General features: G+C 60.0%; 17 protein-coding genes and 1 tRNA gene. 10 read left to right on the top strand and 8 right to left on the bottom strand.

What is annotated here, in order from left to right; translation table 11 throughout:
* Nucleotides 1-228: 228 nt before the first annotated feature.
* Nucleotides 229-1,212, bottom strand: a complete 984-nt coding sequence (locus tag ACEN98_RS00810; RefSeq protein WP_413380657.1) for a glycosyltransferase family 2 protein — start codon at nucleotides 1,210-1,212, stop codon at nucleotides 229-231.
* Between the two features lie 311 nt (nucleotides 1,213-1,523).
* On the opposite strand from ACEN98_RS00810, the gene ACEN98_RS00815 reads away from it, so the two are divergent.
* The 4 genes from ACEN98_RS00815 to ACEN98_RS00830 all read left to right on the top strand — a co-directional run bounded on the left by ACEN98_RS00815 (nucleotide 1,524) and on the right by ACEN98_RS00830 (nucleotide 7,180).
* Nucleotides 1,524-1,688, top strand: coding sequence for a hypothetical protein (locus ACEN98_RS00815; protein WP_413380660.1), 165 nt, complete (start codon nucleotides 1,524-1,526; stop codon nucleotides 1,686-1,688).
* Nucleotides 1,689-2,012: 324 nt separating this feature from the next.
* Nucleotides 2,013-3,260 carry an HlyD family secretion protein gene (locus tag ACEN98_RS00820; RefSeq protein ID WP_413380664.1) on the top strand — a complete coding sequence of 416 codons (1,248 nt, stop codon included), beginning with the start codon at nucleotides 2,013-2,015 and terminating at the stop codon, nucleotides 3,258-3,260.
* An 855-nt stretch (nucleotides 3,261-4,115) separates the two neighbouring features.
* Complete coding sequence (locus tag ACEN98_RS00825) at nucleotides 4,116-5,018, top strand: TraB/GumN family protein (protein WP_413380667.1); 903 nt, start codon at nucleotides 4,116-4,118, stop codon at nucleotides 5,016-5,018.
* Nucleotides 5,015-7,180: a peptidase domain-containing ABC transporter gene (locus tag ACEN98_RS00830; RefSeq protein ID WP_413380670.1), complete on the top strand. Its 2,166-nt coding sequence runs from the start codon at nucleotides 5,015-5,017 to the stop codon at nucleotides 7,178-7,180. Before ACEN98_RS00825 ends, ACEN98_RS00830 begins: the two co-directional genes overlap by 4 nt.
* A gap of 309 nt (nucleotides 7,181-7,489) precedes the next feature.
* Here the strand turns inward: ACEN98_RS00830 and ACEN98_RS00835 are convergent.
* From ACEN98_RS00835 to ACEN98_RS00845, 3 genes are all read right to left on the bottom strand, one after another.
* Nucleotides 7,490-7,565: transfer RNA gene (locus ACEN98_RS00835), tRNA-Arg, on the bottom strand.
* Between the two features lie 199 nt (nucleotides 7,566-7,764).
* A complete protein-coding gene (locus ACEN98_RS00840; protein ID WP_413380673.1) occupies nucleotides 7,765-8,433 on the bottom strand; it encodes an RNA-guided endonuclease InsQ/TnpB family protein in 669 nt (222 codons plus the stop codon).
* 79 nt (nucleotides 8,434-8,512) lie between these two features.
* Nucleotides 8,513-8,689, bottom strand: coding sequence for a helix-turn-helix domain-containing protein (locus ACEN98_RS00845; RefSeq protein ID WP_413380675.1), 177 nt, complete (start codon nucleotides 8,687-8,689; stop codon nucleotides 8,513-8,515).
* A 261-nt stretch (nucleotides 8,690-8,950) separates the two neighbouring features.
* On the opposite strand from ACEN98_RS00845, the gene ACEN98_RS00850 reads away from it, so the two are divergent.
* The 6 genes from ACEN98_RS00850 to ACEN98_RS00875 all read left to right on the top strand — a co-directional run bounded on the left by ACEN98_RS00850 (nucleotide 8,951) and on the right by ACEN98_RS00875 (nucleotide 16,940).
* Nucleotides 8,951-9,844 carry a c-type cytochrome gene (locus ACEN98_RS00850; RefSeq protein WP_413380677.1) on the top strand — a complete coding sequence of 298 codons (894 nt, stop codon included), beginning with the start codon at nucleotides 8,951-8,953 and terminating at the stop codon, nucleotides 9,842-9,844.
* Between the two features lie 49 nt (nucleotides 9,845-9,893).
* Complete coding sequence (locus tag ACEN98_RS00855; protein WP_413380679.1) at nucleotides 9,894-11,000, top strand: hypothetical protein; 1,107 nt, start codon at nucleotides 9,894-9,896, stop codon at nucleotides 10,998-11,000.
* 394 nt (nucleotides 11,001-11,394) lie between these two features.
* Complete coding sequence (locus ACEN98_RS00860) at nucleotides 11,395-11,934, top strand: hypothetical protein (RefSeq protein WP_413380681.1); 540 nt, start codon at nucleotides 11,395-11,397, stop codon at nucleotides 11,932-11,934.
* A complete protein-coding gene (locus ACEN98_RS00865) occupies nucleotides 11,931-13,247 on the top strand; it encodes a hypothetical protein (protein WP_413380683.1) in 1,317 nt (438 codons plus the stop codon). The genes ACEN98_RS00860 and ACEN98_RS00865 overlap by 4 nt, the downstream gene beginning before the upstream one ends.
* A gap of 614 nt (nucleotides 13,248-13,861) precedes the next feature.
* On the top strand, nucleotides 13,862-15,490 hold the full coding sequence (locus tag ACEN98_RS00870) for a hypothetical protein (protein WP_413380685.1): 1,629 nt from the start codon (nucleotides 13,862-13,864) through the stop codon (nucleotides 15,488-15,490).
* A gap of 80 nt (nucleotides 15,491-15,570) precedes the next feature.
* A protein-coding gene (locus ACEN98_RS00875) for an IS3 family transposase (RefSeq protein WP_413380687.1) occupies nucleotides 15,571-16,940 on the top strand; the annotation gives its coding sequence in 2 pieces (ribosomal slippage) (nucleotides 15,571-16,059 and nucleotides 16,062-16,940; 1,368 coding nt in all).
* 49 nt (nucleotides 16,941-16,989) lie between these two features.
* Here the strand turns inward: ACEN98_RS00875 and ACEN98_RS00880 are convergent.
* The 4 genes from ACEN98_RS00880 to ACEN98_RS00895 all read right to left on the bottom strand — a co-directional run bounded on the left by ACEN98_RS00880 (nucleotide 16,990) and on the right by ACEN98_RS00895 (nucleotide 22,289).
* Complete coding sequence (locus tag ACEN98_RS00880) at nucleotides 16,990-17,385, bottom strand: GtrA family protein (protein WP_413380689.1); 396 nt, start codon at nucleotides 17,383-17,385, stop codon at nucleotides 16,990-16,992.
* Entirely contained in the window at nucleotides 17,382-18,380 is a 999-nt protein-coding gene (locus tag ACEN98_RS00885; protein WP_413337637.1) for a glycosyltransferase family 2 protein, read from the bottom strand. The genes ACEN98_RS00880 and ACEN98_RS00885 overlap by 4 nt, the downstream gene beginning before the upstream one ends.
* A gap of 46 nt (nucleotides 18,381-18,426) precedes the next feature.
* Nucleotides 18,427-20,070 carry an ArnT family glycosyltransferase gene (locus tag ACEN98_RS00890; RefSeq protein ID WP_413380691.1) on the bottom strand — a complete coding sequence of 548 codons (1,644 nt, stop codon included), beginning with the start codon at nucleotides 20,068-20,070 and terminating at the stop codon, nucleotides 18,427-18,429.
* Between the two features lie 152 nt (nucleotides 20,071-20,222).
* The gene (locus ACEN98_RS00895) at nucleotides 20,223-22,289 is read right to left on the bottom strand and encodes a M13 family metallopeptidase (protein WP_413337648.1); all 2,067 of its coding nucleotides are present in this window, start codon (nucleotides 22,287-22,289) and stop codon (nucleotides 20,223-20,225) included.
* Between the last annotated feature and the right edge of the window lie 79 nt (nucleotides 22,290-22,368).

Below are 22,368 nucleotides of genomic sequence, written 5' to 3' on the forward strand. Positions count from 1 at the left end.
GTGCCATCGTCGTTTGCAGACCAACGTTCACATCGTGGGAGCCCATCGAATTTTCACGAATCCTCACCGCCGTGCTGATGAGATAATAACATTTTATCGATTACAAGTTAGCAACAAGACATACCGTGCGCATGAATCGAAACGTTCCGAGAACAGCAGAATAAGTGGCTGCGGTCTAAACAGGCAAGCAATACCTTGTCCTTACGTCCCGGAGTGTTGTAAGCGCGGTTATTGAGCGCTCGTAACTTGTCGTAATGTTATGTCTTTCGGGTAGGCGGTGACATTGCCGGCGTCGAGATCGAGGAAGGCGGCGCGGCCGGTCCTGCTGCGCTCGCGGTTGGCGGCGATGGCCGCCTTGTCGATGCCGGCCAGCAGGCGGATCTTGGCCAGCTGCAGCTTGACGTCCTGCATGTTCACGCGCGCCAGCGCATAGCCGAGGTGGGCGAACACGGACACCCATTCGCGGCCGAAGGAGAAACGCGTGTTCGGGTTCGAGCTGCGCGCGATGACTTCGCGCCGGAAGGTTTCGCCCGATTCGAAGAATTTGCTGGGCGGGCGCTGTTCGCGGTCGTGATAGATGCGCGACGTGGGCAGGACGCCCAGTTTCAGTTTGTGGAACTGCAGGCGCTGCGTGTAATTGTCATCCTCGCCGTAGTGGAAGAACGACGGGCTGAAGCCGCCCACCTGTTCCAGGCATGCGCGCGTCACCAGCCAGGCGGCGGCATTCACGAAGCCGACGTCGTACACGTCCTTCATGCGGCCGAGGAAGAGATCCGAGTACAAGCCCCGGCATTTGTTCGGCGCGATGTAGTTCGAAAAGCCGTAATCGAGACCGTCGCCGGCGCCGTTCAGGTGCATCGGGCTGATGACGCCATAGGCGGGATGCCGCTGGTGCGCCTCGACGAGTTTTTGCACCGCGTCCGGATCGATCCAGGCATCCTGGTTGAGCAGGAAGACATAGTCCGCGCCGCGCTGGTACGCCATTTCCATGCCAATGTTGTTGGCCTTGCCAAACCCGTGGTTCGTTCCGGTAGCGACGACCTCCACTTCCGGATATTCGGCCGCGATGCGCGCCAGCGTGTCGTCCTTCGATCCGTTGTCGATGACGATCGTGTGCAGCGGCACGGTCGACTTGCGCAGGCTGGAAAAGCACGGGGTCACCCACTTGGATCCGTTGTAGGTCACTATCACCACAAAAACCTTGGCGCTCATCGTCGTCCTCTTTGAAATGGCTGGAAAATCGGCTGCAGTGTCGGATGTTGACACATTTGCAGCAAATCCGGAAGGAAACGGGCACTACGGTGTGCGGGGGGCATCAGGGACAGGAGAGGACCTTGACGCGCTATTGTGCGATCTTGAGCGCACCGGCGAGCACTCTCAGGCAAAAAGGCGCTGCCGGCCGGTCTTCGTGTCAGAAGCTCGTGGAGAGTCTCGTGTACATCGAACGCCAGGCGCCATACTGGGATGCACCGATACCAACACCCGAACCGTCACGCACCAGGTACGAATGATCGAGCAAGTTGATGATCGCCATCCTGCCCTCGACCTTCCCGACCGGTGTCTTGGCCCGAGTATGCGTAAGCGACGTGTTGACGGTCAAATACGACGGCAGCGTCGACGAATTGGGCGCACCGCTCTCCGTTGTTTTGCGAACACCACTGCCGTACAGGAAATCCGCGCTCCACTGATTATCGCCGAACGGCCAAAGATTACGCTTCTCCACCCACAAGGCAATCTAAATTGCCCGCAATCAATACACAACAATCAGCGCCCCCTATATTGGATCACGTACGCTCCCTTAGCCCTATGTCTGGAGCGATTATGCAAACGTCCTGTGTGTTCTCGAGGCCCTGCACTTGGCGGCGAACAGTTAGCGCCTCGTAGAACCTGATAGGTAGGTGATAACGGGGGCATTTTTGAGCGCTGAGTCGAAACTTACAAAGGCCGCAACGCCATTATTTCGAACCGAAATCTCTTCGGCAAGAATTAGAGGTGATCTTGGAAGCATTCGCTTGGCGCGGCCAATTTCTGCACTTTGGATTACGGTAGGAGCGCTATTCATCGGCGCGGCGTTCGTTGTCTTTATCATCGCGGGCAGCGTCACTAGGAAGGCACGCGTCGTGGGAATCACGGTGCCGACGGGAGGTAGCCTGAGCATAGTTGCCCCCTTGTCGGGCATACTGGTAAAGAGCATGTGTCACGAAGGGGAATACGTCCATACCGGCCAAGTATTGTTCGAATTGTCGACCGAACGACAAGTTGGCACTGGAGAAGTATCAGAGATCGTATCTCGGCAGCTTGCTTCGGAAGAGCGCAGTCTGGATAACGAACAGCGCTTGCGCGTTGCACAAAATCGTCTGCGGCGCCAGACGCTGCAACAACATCTCGACAGTCTGGCGGCTGAAATCAAGCACGTGAATGAGGAACTGGCGTTGGCGCAAAGGCGCTATCAGTTGGCAGAGCGCAGTCTTAAACAGTACGAATCGCTGCAGGTAAGCGGTTTTATGTCATCGGCGCAGGTGCAGCAAAAGCAGGATGATCTGCTCGACCTTGCGGCACGTGTCAGCGATGTTGGCCGTAACGTTGTTCAACTGCAATCAAGCAGGCGCGACGTTGAAGCGGAGTTAAGCGGACTTGATACGACTATGGCGAGCGATCTATCGCAGTTGTCGCGTGCCAAGTCTAGCTTGGCCCGTGAAATGGCCGAAAACAGTTCGCGCAAATCGCTCATGATCACTGCACGGGAGTCGGGCATCCTCACGACGATTACATATCAGGTTGGCCAAGCGATCAGCATCGGCCAAGTGCTTGCCGCCATGATTCCGGCCTCACAATCATCCGCTAGGAGTGACGGCAGGTTGGGAGAACTAGAGGCACAGCTATATGCCCCCAGCCGTGCAGCCGGATTCGTCGCGCCGGGGCAGGAAGTACTGATCCGTTATCAGGCATTCCCATATCAAAAATTTGGGTTGCAACGCGGCATTGTGAGCGATGTCAGCACTACGCCGTTTGCACCAGGCGAGCTGCCGTCCAGCTTGGCGAGCACGATCCTCAGTAACGCCCAGCAGAACATCAATGGGTTCAACAACAACGAAGCGCTGTACCGCATCAAGGTGAAATTGACGCGACAGACAATAACGACCTATGGAAAAGAACATCCCCTAAGGCCGGGCATGACACTAGAAGCCGATGTGATTCAGGATCGCCGGAAGATCTGGGAATGGATCGCTGAGCCGCTGTTGGCGGTCGCGTACCGGTAGCCAATAGAGCCGCGCAGAATCGTTGGCACGGGCGACAACTTCCGCCCGTGCTGCCGAGAGTCGTACGTCGTGATTGCAGCACATCGTACGACATTAAGTTGCATTCTGACCAGAATGCGTTTCACAAACCGTCTTTTAAGGATGTCATATTATGCGAGTCATTTCAAGCGAAGAATTGGACTTGGTCTCCGGTGGTGCTAACGAGGACGAACATTATGCAAGAGCCAAAAAAGACCAGGACGGTGGCGGCTTTTGGGGGTCAATCGGCAGCTTTATGTCTGGTCTGTTTGGTGGCAGCTCGGGGTCCAATAGTAACTCTTGCGTGCCAAGTAGCAACAGCGCCGGGAGCACCACCACGACCCAGACCTGCGGAGCCGGTGGCGTGTCGACTGTGACTACCACAAGTCCTGGATATTTCAGCCAGACCATCACGACACCAAATCCCGCCGTCTCCGCCGCTGGTCGCTATGGCCCTGGGTCCCTCCAGGGAAGCTACACCGGCGGGTTTACGGTAACGACGAACACGTGCATAGGCGGAAAGTGCAGCACCACGACAAGCCACCGTTGAGTAGTTTGGTGAGTCATCTCCCGTAATCAATGCCGGCATTTTCGGCAGTTGGCCCTGGTCTTTGCCGGGGCCAACGCTTCACTGGGTCCGAAACTATGATGATCTCTTGCATTCGAAGCTATACGATATTGGCCACTGTGTTCGCCACGTTGCTCTCAACTGTCGCTGCCGCTGCTGCCACGGCGCCGCGCGCATGGCTAGTCAGCAAAGGCAATACACAGGCCGTGCTAGTCGGCGAGTCTCACGTCGGTACCCCAGTTGAGAACGATCACTACTTTGAGACCGTCGTGAAACCGAGTTACGCGGTGGCTGAGGTGGCCGTGATGGAGACTTATTTCGGCCCGGACCAGCTACGGAACGGATCGTTCGCGCTTGGCGCGCCCTGCTTTGACGATCCGAAGGGTTTGCACACGCAGCGCTTGCATCTTGCCTTTGACGCTCTGATTGAGGCGACACGGGATAGCCATCTTGACGTGCCGAACTGGCTCGAAAGCTGGGCACTCGTGCCAGAATACCTGATTTTGACGTTGTTGGACACGTTCACGACAGCGTCGCTTGGGCCAGCATATGACGTCAGTGAAACAGGCATTTCCTTCCGCTTGCGTGGCAAGGGCACGACATCGAAAAAGACGATTGGCCTAGATACGCTCGGGGACCGGCGAACGCACTTCTGCAGCGCGAATGCCGCTGACCGAGCAGATTTCGTTGCTGATAAAGCCCTGCAGGTTTCGCGCTTACTGCGCCTGAGGCAATCGGATCCGTTGTACAGCTCCCTTGGCAAACTAGCAGTCGTCGCCGGAGAGGTTACTGACGAAAAGGTCCGCTGCGTCGACCGCCCGATGCCCTGTGCCATCGACCCGGTTTCTCCTGGCGATCAGATCTTGCAGGACAAGGGATTGGAGACAAACTGTAGTTCGGGTACTTTTGAGATCATGATCAAGCAACGCACCCATGCCTGGGTTCCCCTCATCGCCAAAACCATTTCCGAACACCATAGGACCTTCGTCATCGTCGGCGCACTGCACCTTCCCGACCTACGAGTTGGCAACCGGGTCGAGCCTGGCTTGATCAGTCTGCTGCGCCAGCAAGGCTTTTCGGTCACCAGTATCGGCGGGGCAAGTGACATCGGTGCGACATTCCTATCGCCTTCGTGGTTCGACCGCGTGCGCTCCGCGCTGGGTAGCTTATGAAGACCATATTACAGACCGAAGCGAGCGAGTGCGGCCTGGCCTGCCTTGCCATGGTGGCCGATCACTTCGGCTACCGCTGCGAATTAGGCGATCTGAGGCGGCGTTTTGCGGTCAGTCTGAAGGGAGCCACCATGACACAGCTTGTGCGCTATGCCGCCGTGCTGGAACTGGCCGTGCGGCCGCTGAGTCTTGAACTGGAGGAAATAGCTGATCTACAGCTACCCTGTATCCTGCACTGGGATCTGAAACACTTTGTGGTATTGAAGAATGTACGCAAGAGCCTGACGGGCGCTATCAGTGTCACGCTGGTCGACCCTGCCGTGGGTGAACGTCGGATAACGCTTGAGACGATGTCAAAGCACTTTACTGGCGTGGCGCTGGAACTGTCGCCGAACGAGCACTTTAAACATGCCGACGAAACCAAGCAGATATCAGTGAGTCAGCTGACAGGAAAAATTCTCGGTTTGCGCACGGCGTTGGTACACGTCTTTTGCCTTGCCGCGGTACTCGAGTTGTTTGCGATGGCGGCGCCGCTATTTAACCAATACGTAATCGACGACGTCATCGTCGCTGGTGACCGTGAATTGCTCATTGTCCTAACTGCGGGCTTTGCATTATTGACCGTTACGCAGACCGCGATCGAACTTGTGCGCAGCTGGTTCCTGATGCACTGGAGTATTGACATCGGATTCCAATGGGCGAGCCGTGTGTTTACCCATATGACACGCCTGCCGGTGGCGTTTTTTGAGAAGCGCCGACTGGGCGACATTGTGTCGCGCTTTAGCAGTATTGCAGATATCCAGAACACGCTTACCAGCGTGTGTGTTGGGAGCGTACTTGACGGCGTCATGGCGCTGTTGGCGTTGGGCATCATGTTCGCCTACAGCGGCTACCTGAGCATCATCGTTATTGCCGGCGTGGCGGCGTACGCACTGCTGCGCTGGCTGTTCTATCAGCCGTTCCGCGAGGCATCGCAAGAGCAGTTGATCTTGGGGGCGAAGGAAAGCAGTCATTTCTTCGAAACGATCCGTGCCGTTTCCCCGATAAAGCTTTTCGGCCGAGATGCCGAACGCCGGGCGCGCTGGTTGAATCTGAAACAGGATGCCATCAACCGTGCGGTCAAAACCCAAAAGCTGGGAATCCTTTTCAAGGTAGCAAATACCGTGCTGTTCTCTGCACAAGGTCTGGCAATCTTTTATGTGGGGGCGGGTTTAGTCATGAGCAATGCCCTAACGATAGGCATGCTGACTGCATTCAGCAGTTACGCCGCCACATTTTCGGGGCGAATTTTCAACCTGATCGATGTGGTTTTCAGTATTCGACTCCTGGGCATGCACACGGCGCGTCTTGCGGACATCGTGATGGAGGAAGCAGAGCCCGAAGTCGAGACCGATATTGATTGCAGCCGGCTCGATGCGGAAATCACACTGCGCGGCGTGAAGTTCCGTTACGGCGAAGGTGAGCCGTGGGTACTGGACGGCATCGACCTGAACATTCCGGCTGGGCAGAGCTTGGCCCTAGTCGGACCGTCGGGCTGCGGCAAGAGCACCCTGTGCAAAATCATCCTTGGGCTGCTCGCGCCTACGGAAGGGGAGGTACTGCTGGGCGGCGTACCCATTACACGGATCGGGTACCGCGCCTACCGCCAGTTAGTCGGCACGGTAATGCAAGATGACACATTATTGGCTGGCTCGATCTTAGAAAATATCACCTTTTTTGATACCCAGACTGATATTGGGCTTGCCGAGCAATGTGCGCGTCTCACGGCGGTCCATGACGAGATCTTGGCCATGCCCATGGGGTACCAGACCTTGGTCGGCGAGATGGGTGGCAGCCTGTCCGGAGGTCAAAAGCAGCGCGTACTGCTGGCGCGGGCGCTATACAAGCGGCCGCGCATTCTCGCGCTTGACGAGGCCACTAGCCATCTGGACGTCGCTAACGAGCAGAAGGTCAACGCGGCACTTGGTCTACTGCCGCTAACTCGAATTATGGTAGCGCACAGACCGGAGACTATCAATGCTGCGGAGCGGATCGTAGCAATCCAGAACGGCCGGGCGCTCGAAGTGATCAGGAACCAGGTTGGCCCCGAGCCGCAAACTGCTGCGCGTATGCGGTTCACATGGATGCATGTGCCCAATCGTTTCGCTCCTGCGCGCGCATGAGGCGATCACTAAATTGATTGCAGCTGGCTCATGAGTCCTGTTGTGTTTATGGGAGGATTGCCACAGCTCATCTATTTGCCGTATGTCCAGATCTGCACGGCGTCCTGAACACGTTCTTCGACAAAAAGGCTCCGTCTGAGAGGATTGCCGTTCGGGAAAAAGAAGTTAACTTAGATGCGCCGTAACTTGCCTCGAAACGTACGAGACGCCGGCACAAATTTGACACATTCGATGTGCTAAGAAATGAAATTCAACGCACGACACCACTGCGTACCGCATCACCTAAATGATTGAATTTTATAGGGAATGTGGCGCGGCTGGCGGGGATCGAACCCACGACCCTTGGCTTCGGAGGCCAATACTCTATCCACTGAGCTACAGCCGCGCTGGTCGAAGTGATGCGAAGGATACAGTCTTTCCCGGGCGTCGTCTATGGCAACCGTTCATCCAAGCTTATGCAAAGCTAACGATAGTTAACTTTTCGGTTGAATTCCTGCTTCGCCGGAGCTGGTTTCACCCTGCGTTTACGTTGCGGTCGAGGGATGCGCCGCAACCCGGGCAGGTCTCGCACATCGAGGCCGAGTTCATCCAACCGGGATCGACAGCCTGAGCACAGCTTGCTGCTTGGGAACCAGCGATCGGCCAGCACGACCTGCTCGTCGCGCCAGCAGGTTGCCCAGCATGCCTTTGACGTTGAGGTCCTCGATACCGATCGTGTGAAAGCGACGCGTGATGTTTGTGCTCAGCTGATGCAGGCTATCGCGGCGAATGTTGGCGATGCGCCCGTGCAGTTTCGCCAGCTTCAGCTTCGCCTTCGCGCGATTGCGCGACCCTTGGACTTTATGGGACAGGGCACACGAAAGTCGTCGCAGGCGCATCAGCAGGGTACGCAGCGCTTTCGGCCCTTCGAACGTTTCGCCGGTCGACAACGTGGCCAGCGCCTTGATGCCCAGGTCCACTCCAACCGAGCCTTGGTTATCGACTGGCGGCAGAGATAAACTGGGAGCATCGACGGTGATACTGGCGTACCAGTGGTTGGCGACACACGCGACCGTCGCGGAGACGATACGACCGGAGAAGCGCAGTGTCTCGCGCATGCGGACCCATCCCAGCTTAGGGATGCGGATACGCCGTCCCTCGACCCGGAACTGATCATTGCTTAAGGTAAAGCGGTCGTCCCGCCCTTTCCTGCGAAACCGCGGATAACGTGCGCGTCCAGAGAAGAAATTTTCGAAGACTCGCTCGAGCTGCATGATGGCAATCTGCGGCGCGTTCTTGGTGCCCCCCCAACATCCAGGGAAACAGCTCGCGTTTGATGCTATTAAGCACACGTCACAACGCCGCGTCAGAAGGTTTGGGCAGCGTCGGGGCGGTTTTGCAGCCTTCGTACAGCCTCCGCCATTCGCTCAATGCCCAGTTATAGGCGAAGCAGGCCATGTCGGCCGCGCGCGCAAAGTAGGTCACCTGCACGTTGTTCGGGTCCAGTAGGATGCGGTGTACTACGAGCATTGTGTCCTTACGCCGGTGTTGGTCGAGATTCCGAGCGCTTCGGTAGCCATTCTTGAAGAACAAATTTGTTTCTTTTGCATAAAATCGCAGAAAACTCGCTAAGTTCCGAACGATCTATGGCAACGCGCCACTCCAGTGGGAAATTGCGTTTCCACCAAGTGTCTTTGGGTCTATAATCGCCCGGCGGCATTGCATATAAATAAGTATTCCACGTATTCCGCAGGGCAGAAGCAGGTTTTTTTAATTTGTATTAAGGAAATCATGAGCGACGCGCACAACGAACACCAATCCTTTATCCGGACCCCCAAGCAACTGATCATCGCAGTGGCTGGTTTTTTCCTGGTCATCGTCATCGGCATCATCCTGCTGGTGATCTTTGCCACCAACAAGCCCCTGGGCGGCGCCGGGTCCGAAAGCCAGAGTGCGCAAGCCGTCGCGACGCGCGTGCGCCCGGTGGCCGAGGAAGGGTTTGCGTTCAAGGACGTGAACGCGCCCAAGATGCTGCAATCGGGCCAGGCCGTGTATAACGCCACCTGCGTCGCCTGCCATGGCTCGGGCGCAGCAGGTGCTCCGAAGGCTGGCGACGCAAGTGCCTGGAGCGCCCGCATCGCCCAGGGCTACGACACCCTCGTCCAGCACGCCGTGCAAGGCATCCGCGCCATGCCGGCCAAGGGCGGCAATCCCGATCTCGACGACATCGAAGTCGCCCGCGCCGTGGTCTACATGACCAACCAGTCGGGCGCCAAGTTCAAGGAGCCGGAAGCCCCGGCGGCAGGCGCCCAGGCGCCGGCCCAGGCCGCAGCCGCACCGGCCGCCGCCGCACCCGCCCCGGCCCAGCCGGCAGCAACGCCGGGCACCCCGCCTACCGCAGGCGCGATCGCGACGCCGGCCGTCGCCGGCAACAACGAAGCCGGCAAATCCCTGTTCAATACGGCCTGCACGGCCTGCCATACCGCGGGCATCGCCGGCGCACCCAAGGTCGGCGACAAGGCCGCGTGGGCACCGCGCATCGCGCAAGGCACGAATACCCTGTACGAGCATGCCATCAAGGGCTTCCAGGGCAAGGCCGGCGTGATGCCGCCGAAGGGCGGTTCCACAGCGCCCGACGCCGACGTGAAAGCCGCCGTGGACTATATGGTCGCGGCGGCGAAATAAGCCGAAAAAACCGTCCTGCGGGACGGTTTTTTCATGAATGAGACAAGAAATGAACGTGTCACCGTCGTACACCCCCGTCATCCGCCTGTCCCTCGCCGCGGCACTGCTGGCCACGGCCGGCGCCGCGGGCGCCGCCACGCTGTCGGTGGGTCCGGGCAAGACTTATGTCGCGCCATGCGCGGCCTTCGCCGCCGCCAGGGATGGCGACACCATCGAGATCGTCGGCGACTGGACGTACAGCGGCGACACCTGTGCGGTCGCCCGCAGCAACCTGACCATCCGCGGCGTGCAGGGCCGGCCGGTCATCGACGCGGCCGGACGTCAGTTCGGCAACAAGGGCACCTGGGTCGTCACCGGCAACAACATCACGGTCGAGAACGTGGAGATGCTGGGCTCGAAAGTCATGGACGGCAACGGCGCGGCGCTGCGGCTGGAAGGCACGAATTTCACGCTGCGCCAGGCCTTCATCCACGACAATGAAAACGGCATCCTGATGGGTGCGAACCGCAACAGCAACGTCGTCATCGAGCACAGCGAATTCGGCCACAACGGCCACGGCGACGGCCAGACGCACAACCTGTACATCGGCAACGCCAAAAGCCTGACCTTCCGCTACAACTATTCGCACGACGCGAACATCGGGCACAACCTCAAATCGCGCGCGATGTTCAACATGATCGCGTACAACCGCTTCTCGAGCACGCCCCCGGGCAAGCCCGGCAGCACGGCGAGTGGCAAGCCGTCGTACGAAATCGACCTGCCGAACGCCGGTACGTCCTACATCATCGGCAACGTGATCGAGCAGCCGGCCATCAACGACAATCCGAACATCGTGGCGTATGGCGAAGAAGGGGCGACGAATCCCGGCCAGGATCTGTATGTCATCAATAACACCTTCCTGAACGACTTCAGCAGCGGCACGTTCCTGTTCATCAGCGGCAAGGTATCGACCCCTGCCCTGATCCAGAACAATCTCTTCGCCGGTCCTGGCACCGTGAGCACGCAGGGCAGCGCCGTGCAGAAAGACAACCGCCGCATGGACAAACCGGGCTTCATCGACCGCGCCGGCTTCACGCTGCGGCCGTTGGTCAACGAGGTCGTCCTGAAAGCGGGGCCGGCGGCGGATCCGTGGACGAGCGGCGCCGGCGGCCGCTGACGCTTATACGCAACATTTCGCCTCCGTAAGCGTTTTTTCCGCTGACTTTTCTCAAAAAAGTGAAAACGGCCGCGTTGTGCCTAAACGCTAAGACCTCTTATAAATTTTTAACTATTGGTCTCTGGTTACCGAAACTCGTGCATTTCATAGGGAGAATAAAAGTTGGGCTGAGGAAACACAAACACCGAAAGACTGAATAAAATGTTCAAGAAGTCATCAAGGTGGAATTTTTGGCATGCCTAATGCTGAACGACGCGGCGAACGTTTTGTTCCAGGTCTTTTTAATTGACCAACTATTGTTACACGCCGTTACAAAGGGTGGGTCGTAAAACCTCGTATTCTGCATCTTGCCCTTGGGAATTACTTCCCGCACAGAAACTTTACGAGGAATCTCATGCACACTTTGCGTAACCATTCACTCCTGGCTGCCACCATTCTGATGGCCTTCGCAGGTGTGACCTCCGCTTCCGCAGCCACGCTGTCCGTCGGCCCCGGCAAGACCTATGCCAAACCCTGCGCCGCCATCGCGGTCGCCAAGGACGGCGACGTCATCGAAATCACCGGCAATACCACGTACAGCGGCGACGCCTGCAGCATCAACCGCCACAACCTGACCATCCGCGGCGTCAACGGCCGTCCGAAGATCGACGCCGCCGGCAAGAACGCGGCCGACAAGGGTATCTGGGTCGTCAACGGCAACAACCTGACGGTCGACAACGTCGAGATGTACGGCGCGAAGGTCATGGACGGCAACGGCGCCGCGTTCCGCCTGCAGGGCGCGGGTTTTACGCTGCGTAATTCGTTCATCCACGACAACGAGAACGGCATCCTGGCGAATGCCAACCTGAACAGCGACATCCTGATCGAATACACGGAATTCGGCCACAACGGCGCGGCGACGGCCAGACGCACAACCTGTACATCGGCCATGTGAAGAGCCTCACGTTCCGCTACAGCTATTCGCATGATGCGAACGTCGGCCACAATCTGAAGTCGCGCGCGGATACCAACATGATCGCGTACAGCCGCTTCTCGAGCACGCCGCCGGGCGAAACGGGCAGCACCGCCACCGGCCAGCCGTCGTACGAGATCGACCTGCCGAACGCCGGTACGTCCTACATCATCGGTAACGTCATCGTCCAGCCGGCCGCCAACCAGAACCCGGCCATCGTGGCCTACGGCGAAGAAGGCGCGATCAACGCCGGCAGCGACCTGTACGTCATCAACAACACGATCCTGAACGAGTACGGCGACGGCACGTTCCTGTTCGTCAGCGGCAAGGTCCCGACCCCGGCGGTGGTCCAGAACAATATCTTCGGCGGCATCGGTACCCTCAGCTCCCAGGCGAGCTCCATCGTGAAGAACAACTACCGTTCGGTCTCCCCGGGTTTCGTCGACCGTGCCAAATGGGACCTGCATCCGACCGCCAGCGCGCTGGTGATCAATGCCGGTACGGATCCGGGCAAGTCGGCCAAGGGCGTGTCGCTGACCCCGGTCGCACAATATAAAGCCACTGCATCCGGTGAAGCACGTCCGGTGGCCGGCCAGCTGGACATCGGCGCCTATGAAGTGACGGGCGACGCTGCGAACACCACGCCCGTGACCTGGACCGCCTGCGGCAACGAAGGCTCGAGCTGCTCGTTCAGCGGTACGCGTGAAGTCCGCTTCGGTGCCAACGGCATCTATACGTCGAAAGTGGTCACCGGCTCGACCGCGTGCACGAGCGCCGTGTTCGGCGATCCGATCCGCGGCGTCGCCAAGACCTGCAGCTATTCCAGCGCACTCTCGACCGTGACGGCGACCGCGGCCACGGGCCCGTCGTGGATCCCGTGCTCCGGCGAAGGCGGCACCTGCGTGTTCAGCGGCACCCGCGAAGTCCGCTTCGGCGCCGGTACCTCGTTCTCGACCAAGACGTTCACGGGTTCCATCTACTGCGCGAATACCGTGTTCGGCGACCCGGCAAAAGGCCAGCTGAAGACCTGCAGCTACTCCAGCAACACGATCACGACCTCGGGCACCTCGACCACGACCCCGGCCCCGGCCCCGACCGCACCTGCCGCCAACGATACCGGCTGGACGGCGTGCGCGGCCGAAGGCGGTACCTGCTCGGTCACGGGTACCCACCAGGTCCGCTACGGCGCCAACGGCTACTATGTGACCAAGACCGTGACGGGTCCGGTTGCCTGCTCGAACGCCGTCTTCGGTGACCCGGCTTACAGGATTGCCAAGTCCTGCAGCTACAAGTAATTCGCGGGGCCTGTCCCCTTCCGAAAAACGCGGCCTCGTGCCGCGTTTTTTGTTTTGGAACGAACGGATCAGCGCCCGTTTGTGGCGTCAAAGTCGCATTAATAGTCCGCAATTACTTCAGATACAACTTTTACTCATAAAATAGTTTCTAGGACTGAACTTTTTCTGTACAGTCCACGAACAGGCTGGTCACCAGCACAAATTTTTTCGAAAAAAATGCGGCGTGAACGCAACATCGACTTGATTTCGAAAATTTTTTTCGTAGCCATTTCATCAACGGGTGTCAGCTCGGCACTTGCCAGTCAGATATGCATATTGTCGCTCTGGCTCTGTCGATAAATTTTCCACCGGAAATTACATTCCATAGGGAAAAACCGTAGAAAGTCGTTTCAGGCTTCCTTGTTCTTGCACTGGATGCTAGAAAATGCGATCACAAAATGTTCTTTTGCTCTACTAAATAAGGCTAAAAGGAACAATAATTAGCCTCTTTTCAGGATTGCCGTTCAGCTATTTTCGGTTACACTTCGTTACAAACCGTCGATCTCAAACCTCGTATTCTGCAACTTTCCAGCAGGCACAACTGCTGACAGGCAATCGCTTACAAGGACATCGACATGCAACAAACCGCATCGCGCAACACCCAATTCTCTGCATCGCACCTGGCTGCTGCCGTCCTGATGGCGTTCGCAGGTGTGACCACTGCATCCGCAGCGACGCTGTCGGTTGGCCCGGGCAAGACCTACGCCAAGCCGTGCGCCGCGATCGCCGCCGCCAAGGATGGCGACGTCATCGAAATCACCGGCAACACCACGTATAGCGGCGATGTCTGCTACATCCTGCGCCACAACCTGACCATCCGCGGCGTCAACGGCCGTCCGAAGATCGATGCGGCCGGCAAGAACGCCGGTGGCAAAGCCATCTGGGTCGTCGACGGCAACAACCTGACCGTGGACAACGTCGAAATGTACGGCGCTAAAGTGCCCGACGCGAACGGCGCCGCGTTCCGCCTCGAAGCGGCCGGTTTCACGCTGCGTAACTCGTTCCTCCACGATAACCAGAACGGTATCCTGGCGAACGCCAACGCGAACAGCGACGTCGTGATCGAGAACACCGAATTCGGCCACAACGGCGCAGGCGACGGTCAGTCGCACAACCTGTACATCGGCCACGTGAAGAGCCTGACGTTCCGCTACAACTTCTCGCACGACGCCAACGTCGGCCACAACCTGAAGTCGCGTGCGGACACCAACCTGATCGCGTACAACCGCTTCTCGAGCCTGAACCCGGGCGAGACGGGCAGCACCGCCGCCGGCAAGCCGTCGTACGAGATCGACCTGCCGAACGCCGGTACCTCCTACATCATTGGCAACATCATCCAGCAACCGGCATCGAACTCGAACCCGGCGATGCTGGCCTACGGTGAAGAAGGCGCGGTCAACGCCGGCAGCGACCTCTACGTCATCAACAACACGTTCATTAACGACATGGGCAGCGGCGGTACGTTCATGTTCGTCAGCGGCAAGGTGCCGACCCCGGCCGTGGCCCAGAACAACATCTATGCCGGCGTGGGCACGTTCAGCACGCAGGGATCGACGATCGACAAGACGAACTACCGTTCGGCATCGCCGAGCTTCGCGAACCGCGCCGCGTACGACCTGCATCCGGTCGGCAGCGCGCTGGTGATCGATGCCGGTTCGGACCCGGGCGTGTCGGCCAAGGGCGTGTCGCTGAAGGCTGTCGCGCAGTACAAGGCTGTCGCCGCGGGCGAAGCCCGTCCGGTGGTCGGCCAGATCGACATCGGCGCGTACGAATCGCTCACCGCGCCGACCACGACGACCACGTCCTGGACCGCGTGCGGCAACGAAGGCTCGACCTGCTCGTTCAGCGGCACCCGTGAAGTCCGCTTCGGCGCGAACGGTGTGTACACGTCGAAAATGATCGCCGCGTCGACCCCGTGCACGACCGCCGTGTTCGGCGATCCGATCCGCGGCGTTGTCAAGTCCTGCAGCTACGCCGGCACGACCACGGCGGCCGCGCCGGTGACCGGCACGCCGACCTTCACGGCCTGCGCCACCGAAAACGGCACCTGCTCGTTCACCGGCAAGCGTGAAGTCCGCTACGGCACCAGCACGATCTACACGTCGAAGATCGTGACCGGTCCGGTCAAGTGCACCAACGCCGTGTTCGGCGACCCGGCACGCGGCCAGGTCAAGTCGTGCTCCTACTCGAGCGTGACGCAGTAATCGCTTTACCCGCACCATGAAAAAGGCCGCTTCGATGAACTGAACCCCAAAAGTTGGACACCAACTTTTGGGGTTTTTTCATGGCCAAGTACAGCGAGCAGTTCAAACTCGCCGTTGTCCAGGACTATCTAGCGGACACATCTGAAGGCTACCGTGCGATCGGAAGACGGCACGGGTTAAGTAGCCATGTCATTTTGCAGCGGTGGGTCGCGGCCTACCAGCTCCACGGCGGGGCAGGTTTGCGCAAGAAGTCCAGCGGATACAGCGCTGAGTACAAGCTGTCTGTGTTGCAGCACATGTGGGACAATCGGCTCTCGATTAATCAAACTGCCGCCAAATTCGATATTCGCAGTTATGCGATGGTTAGCATGTGGGAGCGTGCGTACCAGGAGGGCGGCATCGAGGCGTTGAAACCACGCCGTAGAGGAAGACCCAGGCCGATGACGGCGTCAGACACAAGTAAGCCGGATCAGGCTCCGGATGACGACAAGCGCAGCCGCGAGGATTTGCTGGCCGAGGTAAATCAACTGCGTATGGAGCTAGCTTACGTAAAAAAATTGCAGGCCTTAGTTCAAGCCCGGCCAAAGCAAGCGCCGCGCAAAAAGCGCAAGTAGTGCAAGAACTAAGGCAGCAGTTCCCGATCGCCAGTTTGCTCAAGCTGGCGCAGCTCCCGCGCAGCACCTTCTATTATCAGCAGGGTTTGCTGCGACAGGAGGACAAGTACGGGAAGCTGAAAGAGACAATCAAAGCTGTCTTCGAACGCCACAAGGGACGTTATGGCTACCGACGCGTTACCGCCGCGATTCGCCAGTCAGGCAGTCCAGTCAACCATAAGCTCGTCCAGCGTTTGATGGGATTACTGGGGCTGAAATCGCTCGTGCGACCGAAGAAGTACCGCTCGTTCACGGGCGAAGTGGGGCAAGCTGCGCCCAATGAACTGCAACGCCAATTCAAGGCTGATGCCGCCAATCGGAAGTGGGTGACGGACGTGACCGAGTTCAACGTCGCCGGCGAGAAGCTGTACCTCTCGCCCGTGCTGGACCTGTACAACGGCGAAATCATTTCCTTCGAAATGAACAAGCGTCCCGTCTTCGACATGGTGAGCTCAATGCTCAAGAAAGCCTTGGCCAAGCTGCAGCCTCATGAGAAGCCACTGCTTCACAGCGACCAGGGATGGCAGTATCGGATGCCGGCTTACCAGCATCAGCTTCGGGAGCGGGAACTCGTGCAGAGCATGTCGCGCAAAGGCAACTGCCATGACAACGCGGCCATGGAAAGCTTCTTCGGGGTGCTCAAGTCAGAGTTCTTCTACCTGAACAAATTCGACAGCGTCGATGCGTTACGGGATGGCCTGGTTGAGTACATCCATTATTACAATCACGACCGTATCAAACTCAAACTAAAAGGCCTCAGTCCTGTGCAATACAGAACTCAGGCCTTGGCTGCCTAGCAAACTAACCGTCCAACTTTACGGGGTCAGTTCATTCGAGCGGCCTTTTTTATTGCACCGCGCGCCGCTCGGCGAACACCGCGCGCTTGGAGATCACGAAGTTGAACATCAGCGCCACCGCCGACCCGGCCACGACGCCGAGGAACAGGTTCAGCGTGCTGTGGTCGGTGAACCAGAGCCAGGTCTGGTAGACGGCCACGTTGATGAAGCCGCCCACGCCGGTGAACGCCAGATACTGCAGCCACTCGCGCACGGAGCCTGCGTCCTGCTTCACGAACGTGAAATGGCGGTTGACCTTCCACGTGACCGTGGCGGCCACGAGGAACGACACGATGCGCCCGCTCGTGGGGCCGAGGCCCAGGCCCTTGACGACGGCGTACAGGACGCCGAAGTCGGTGACGAAACCCAGCGCGCCGACGAGGCAGAAACGGAAGAACTGCTTCAAGCCTTTTTCTCGCGCGTGGCCCCGACCGACGGCACGGTCAGGTAGGCCAGGCGCTTCATCTCGCGCCGGCCATGGGTGACGGTGTCGAGCACGAGGCCGCAGGTGAGCGCCAGGAAGGCCAGCAGCATCATGCTGGCGGCCAGCACGGCGGTCGGCAGGCGCGGCACCAGGCCCGTCTCGAGATAGGTCACGAGCACGGGGATCGACACGCCGATCGACACCAGCGCCAGCAGCGCGAACAGGATCGTGAAGAACAGCAGCGGCCGCTCGTTCTTGAACAGCTTCGTGATCATCAGCAGGATGCGGAAACCGTCGCGGTAGGTCGACAGCTTGCTGGTGGAGCCTTCCAGGCGCGCGCCGTACGGCGTGTCCAGTTCGCCGATCGGCATGCGCAGCTGCAGCGCGTGCACGGTCAGCTCGGTCTCGGTCTCGAAGCCGTTCGACAGCGCCGGGAACGATTTCACGTAGCGCCGCGAGAACACGCGGTAGCCCGACAGGATGTCGGTGAAGCGGTTGCCGAACAGGTGCGCGACGAAGCCCGTGAACAGGGCATTGCCGAAACGGTGGCCGGCGCGGTAGGCGGCTTCCTCCGAGTCGACGCGGCAGCCGACGACCATGTCCAGGTTTTCCTCGACGAGCTTGGCGATCAGCGCCGGGGCGCTCGCGGCGTCGTAGGTGATGTCGCCGTCGCACATCAGGTAAATGTCGGCATCGATGTCGGCGAACATGCGGCGCACGACGTTGCCCTTGCCCTGCAGGGTCTCGGCGCGCACGATGGCGCCCGCGGCCGCTGCCACTTCGGACGTGCGGTCCTTGGAATTGTTGTCGTAGACGTAAATCCGCGCCTGCGGAAGTTCGCGCCGGAAGCCTTCGACGACGGCGCCGATGGCGGCCTCCTCGTTATAACAAGGCAGGATCACTGCGATGTCGAGGCCGGCATACGCGGCGCGGGCCGCTTCGATCGGCAATACATTGGTTTTCAGTGTGGAAGGCATGCTGCGTCCTCGCTGCGGATACTGTTGTGTGACGGGTGAACTGGGATTACTGCAATTTGGTGAGCGCCGTCGCCTTGGCCGGCAGGCCCATGTTGCGGACGGCCGCGATGTCGGGCCGGGCCGGGGCGACGGCGTCGTAGACTTCGGTGACGCCCGACCGGTACTGGTGCGGCAGGGCCTGGCCGAGCCGGAAGCCGGAATCGGCGCGCGCCAGTGCCTCGCGCACCTGGGCACTGTGCGGATAGGCGTCCTTGCCGCCCTCGCGCACGATGACGACGTGCTGGACGCCCAGCCGGTGCAGTTCGGCCAGCACGTCCGCGGTGTCGTGGTACTTGAGGGTATAGGTGGTGCCCATGAAATTCGAGTCGGCCAGCAGCTTCGATGCGCGCACGACGTAGCCGCGCAGCGCGCTGTCGTGCACGGCCATGTCGGCGATGAACCAGCCTTCGGTGGAGGCGCTGCCGTCGATGACGGTCAGCACGGGCTTGGCGGCGGCCAGGCGGTCGGTCACGGCGGCGATGCCGGTATCGGCCTTTGGCGCGCGCTGGACCAGGTGCACGATGCCCGGCACGGCCATCACGACGGCCAGCGCGGCGAGCGCCGGTGCGGGCGTGCCCGCGCGCAGAAGGGAGGGCAAATGAGCCAGCAGGCGCACGGCGCCGAGCACGGCCAGCACGACGACGGCCGGCAGCGCGGGCGCCATGTAGCGTTCGACGATGTCGACCGGCACCAGCGACTGCAGCAGCAGGGTCGCCAGCAGCAGGCTGATCACGGCGCTGACGATCGTCCAGCGTGCCGGATCGGCGCGGCGTGCGCGGAACTCGGCCACGATGGCGTACAGGGCCAGCAGGCCGCCGACCGGCGTCACGTTCCGCCCCAGGGCCTGCAGGTTGTACAGCAATGCCTTCGTCGCATACGGCAGGCCCGCCTGATAGTTGAAACCGTCGGCGGCGATCTTGGCCGTCAGCATGTACCACGGCACGACGATGGCGGCCGCCAGCGCGGCGGCGACGTACAGCCGCACCGACAGCAGCAGTTTCCAGTTGGCCGTCAGCAGGATGTGGAAGACGGGAACGAACACGACGAGCCAGCCGTTGCCCTTGACGAGCACGGCCGTTGCGGCGAGCAGCGCGAACCCGAGCGCGCTGCCCCAGCCGGGACGCACGCTGAACACGATCCAGACGGCGGTGGCGGCGACCAGGCAGGCGGTCAGCGGCTGGTCCGCCATGAACATCACGTGGCCTTCGAGCACCAGCGGCGTCACCGCGTAGACGAGCGCCCCGGCCAGCGCGGCGCGGCGGTCGGCCAGCATGGACAGCGCCGCGGCGACGCCGATCGCCGGCAGTGCGGCGAACAGGACGTTGACGGCGAAGATTACCGGCAAGGTCGGCGGCAGCACGAGGAACACGAGACCGAGGATGCCGTAATAGGCCGGCGGCCAGTGCCCGATCGAGATTTTCGGATAATGGACGTAGAAATCGGTGGCCGCGCCCATCGGATTGCTGCCGAAATGGTGGGCAATGTAATCGGAGACAAAATACCCGTTGAGGAAGTGCGACGGTTCATCCGCCCCGGAAAAACCGGACTGGTACGACTTCGCCATGAACACGGCCAGCGCGCCGACGAGGACGGCGCACAAATAAGCCAGGCAAAGGAACCGGGACGAGGGTTTCTGGAAAACCGCTTGCATGAATGTCGGGGAAAGGTCAACGATGGGACAGCGTCGCGAACTTTAGCATATTTGCAAGCTTTAAGAGCATCAAGTTGTAACCATGTTGTATTTGCGACCGCTAACAACGACAACGCCATCCCCGGGACTGCGGGATGGCGTTGGGGCCGGGATTACCAGATGATGACGCGCTCCTGCGGCGCCAGGTACATCTTGTCGCCCTGCTTGACCTTGAAGGCGTCGTAGAAGCCCGGCTGGTTGCGCAGCGTGCCGTTGGCGCGGAACTGGCCCGGCGAGTGCGGGTCGGTCTTCACCTGCACGATCTGCTGCTGCTCACGCATCTTGGTGCGCCACACCTGGGCCCAGCCCATGTACAGGCGCTGTTCGCCCGTCAGGCCGTCGATCACGGGCGCTTTCTTGCCCTTCAGCGAGATCTTGTAGGCTTTATAAGCGATCGCGAGACCCGAGTTGTCGGCGATGTTCTCGCCCAGCGTCAGTTCGCCGTTCACGTGGTAGCCCTTGATCGGCTCGAACTGGTTGTACTGGTTGACCAGCATCTTCGTCTTGGCCTCGAAGTTCTTGTGATCGGCCGCCGTCCACCAGTCGCGCAGGTTGCCGTCGCCGTCGTACTGGGCGCCCTGGTCGTCGAAGCCGTGGCTGATCTCGTGGCCGATCACGGCGCCGATGCCGCCGTAGTTCACGGCATCATCCGCATTCGCGTCGAAGAATGGCGGCTGCAGGATCGCGGCCGGGAAGACGATCTCGTTCATCTCCGGGTTGTAGTACGCGTTGATGGTCTGCGGCGTCATGCCCCACTCGTCGCGGTCGATCGGCTTGCCCAGCTTGTTCAGCTCGCGGTTGTACTCGACGTCGCGCGAACGCATCACGTTGCCCACCAGGTCGTCACGCGACACGACCAGGGCCGAGTAATCCTTCCACTTGTTCGGGTAGCCGATCTTCGGCGTGAACTTGGCGAGCTTGGCCTGCGCTTCCTTCTTGGTCGCCGGCGACATCCAGTCCAGCTTGTCGATGCTCTGCTTGTAGGCGACCAGCAGGTTCTTGACCAGCGCTTCCATGCGCGCCTTGCGCTCCGGCGGGAAGTACTCGGCCACGTACAGCTTGCCCAGCGACTCGCCCTGCGAACGCTCGATCGCGCCCACGCCACGCTTCCAGCGCGGTTCCATCTCCTTCACCCCCGACAGCGTCTTGCCGTAGAAGTCGAAGCGCTCGTCGACGAAGGCCTTGTTCAGGTAGTTCGCGTACGCGTCCACCAGGTGCATCGTCAGGTAGGCCTTCCAGGTGTCCAGCGAGGTCTTGTTGGAGATCTCGGCGAAGCCTTTCAGGTAGGTCGGCTGGCTGACGATCACATAGGTCGTCTTGCCGGCGATGCCGGTGGCCTGCAGGTAGCCGTTCCAGTCGTAGTCCGGCGCGACCTTGCCCATGTCGGCCAGCGGCACCTTGTTGTAGGCCTTGATCGGGTCGCGCAGTTCGACCTTGGTCCACTGCACCTTGGCCAGTTCCGTCTCGAAGTCGACGATGGCCTTCGCGTTGGCGGCGGCGTTCTTGTCGCCGGCCAGTGCCAGCGTCTTCTCGACGTGCGTCAGGTACTTCGCCTTCGCGTCGGCCAGCTTGGCGTCGTCCGCCTTCAGGTAGTAGTCGCGGTCCGGCATGCCGAGGCCACTTTGATAGATGTCGGCGACGTACTTGGTCGAATCCTTGTTGTCCTGGTGGATGCCGAAATCGTACGGCACGTTCACGCCGATCTTGCCCAGGTGCGCCAGCAGCGCGGGCAGCTCGGACTTGTCCTTCAGCGCCGCGATCTTCGCCAGTTCGCCGTTCAGCGGGGTGATGCCGAGCTGCTCGAGCTTCGCTTCGTCCATGAAGCTGGCGTAGTAATCGCCGATGCGCTGGGCGTCGGTGCCCTTGGCCGGGTTGCCGGCGGCGGCTTTCTCGATGATGCCGCGCAGCTGCGGCAGCGTGTCGTCGCGCAGCTTGGCGAACGAGCCCCAGCTCGATTTGTCGGCCGGGATCTCGACCGTCTTCATCCACTTGCCGTTCAGGTATTCGTAGAAATCGTCCTGCGGGCGCACGGCCGGATCGATGTATTCGGTGGCGACGCCGGCGGCCAGGGTCTGGCCCTTCTTGATGGCCGTGTTCTTGGCGGCGGCGCCTTCCGCCGCATGGCCGGCGTTGGCAAGCAGCGCCAGGGTCAGGGCGCTCAACAGGGTGTGCTTCTTCATCATCTCTTCATCTCCCTCGGGTTGTTATGGGTGGGATGGTGGGTTGCCGGCGGGGGTACCGCCGGCTTCGATTATCGCT

The sequence above is a fragment of the Massilia sp. CT11-137 genome, assembly GCF_047302885.1.
Lineage (GTDB): Bacteria > Pseudomonadota > Gammaproteobacteria > Burkholderiales > Burkholderiaceae_D > Telluria > Telluria orientalis.

Bases quoted from the DNA above. Each gene is read 5' to 3' on its own strand.
- ACEN98_RS00810 (WP_413380657.1), bottom strand. From the start codon at position 1,212: ATGAGCGCCAAGGTTTTTGTGGTGATAGTGACCTACAACGGATCCAAG.
- ACEN98_RS00815 (WP_413380660.1), top strand. From the start codon at position 1,524: ATGATCGCCATCCTGCCCTCGACCTTCCCGACCGGTGTCTTGGCCCGA.
- ACEN98_RS00830 (WP_413380670.1), top strand. From the start codon at position 5,015: ATGAAGACCATATTACAGACCGAAGCGAGCGAGTGCGGCCTGGCCTGC.
- ACEN98_RS00840 (WP_413380673.1), bottom strand. From the start codon at position 8,433: ATGCAGCTCGAGCGAGTCTTCGAAAATTTCTTCTCTGGACGCGCACGT.
- ACEN98_RS00845 (WP_413380675.1), bottom strand. From the start codon at position 8,689: ATGCTCGTAGTACACCGCATCCTACTGGACCCGAACAACGTGCAGGTG.
- ACEN98_RS00850 (WP_413380677.1), top strand. From the start codon at position 8,951: ATGAGCGACGCGCACAACGAACACCAATCCTTTATCCGGACCCCCAAG.
- ACEN98_RS00855 (WP_413380679.1), top strand. From the start codon at position 9,894: ATGAACGTGTCACCGTCGTACACCCCCGTCATCCGCCTGTCCCTCGCC.
- ACEN98_RS00860 (WP_413380681.1), top strand. From the start codon at position 11,395: ATGCACACTTTGCGTAACCATTCACTCCTGGCTGCCACCATTCTGATG.
- ACEN98_RS00870 (WP_413380685.1), top strand. From the start codon at position 13,862: ATGCAACAAACCGCATCGCGCAACACCCAATTCTCTGCATCGCACCTG.
- ACEN98_RS00885 (WP_413337637.1), bottom strand. From the start codon at position 18,380: ATGCCTTCCACACTGAAAACCAATGTATTGCCGATCGAAGCGGCCCGC.
- ACEN98_RS00890 (WP_413380691.1), bottom strand. From the start codon at position 20,070: ATGCAAGCGGTTTTCCAGAAACCCTCGTCCCGGTTCCTTTGCCTGGCT.
- ACEN98_RS00895 (WP_413337648.1), bottom strand. From the start codon at position 22,289: ATGAAGAAGCACACCCTGTTGAGCGCCCTGACCCTGGCGCTGCTTGCC.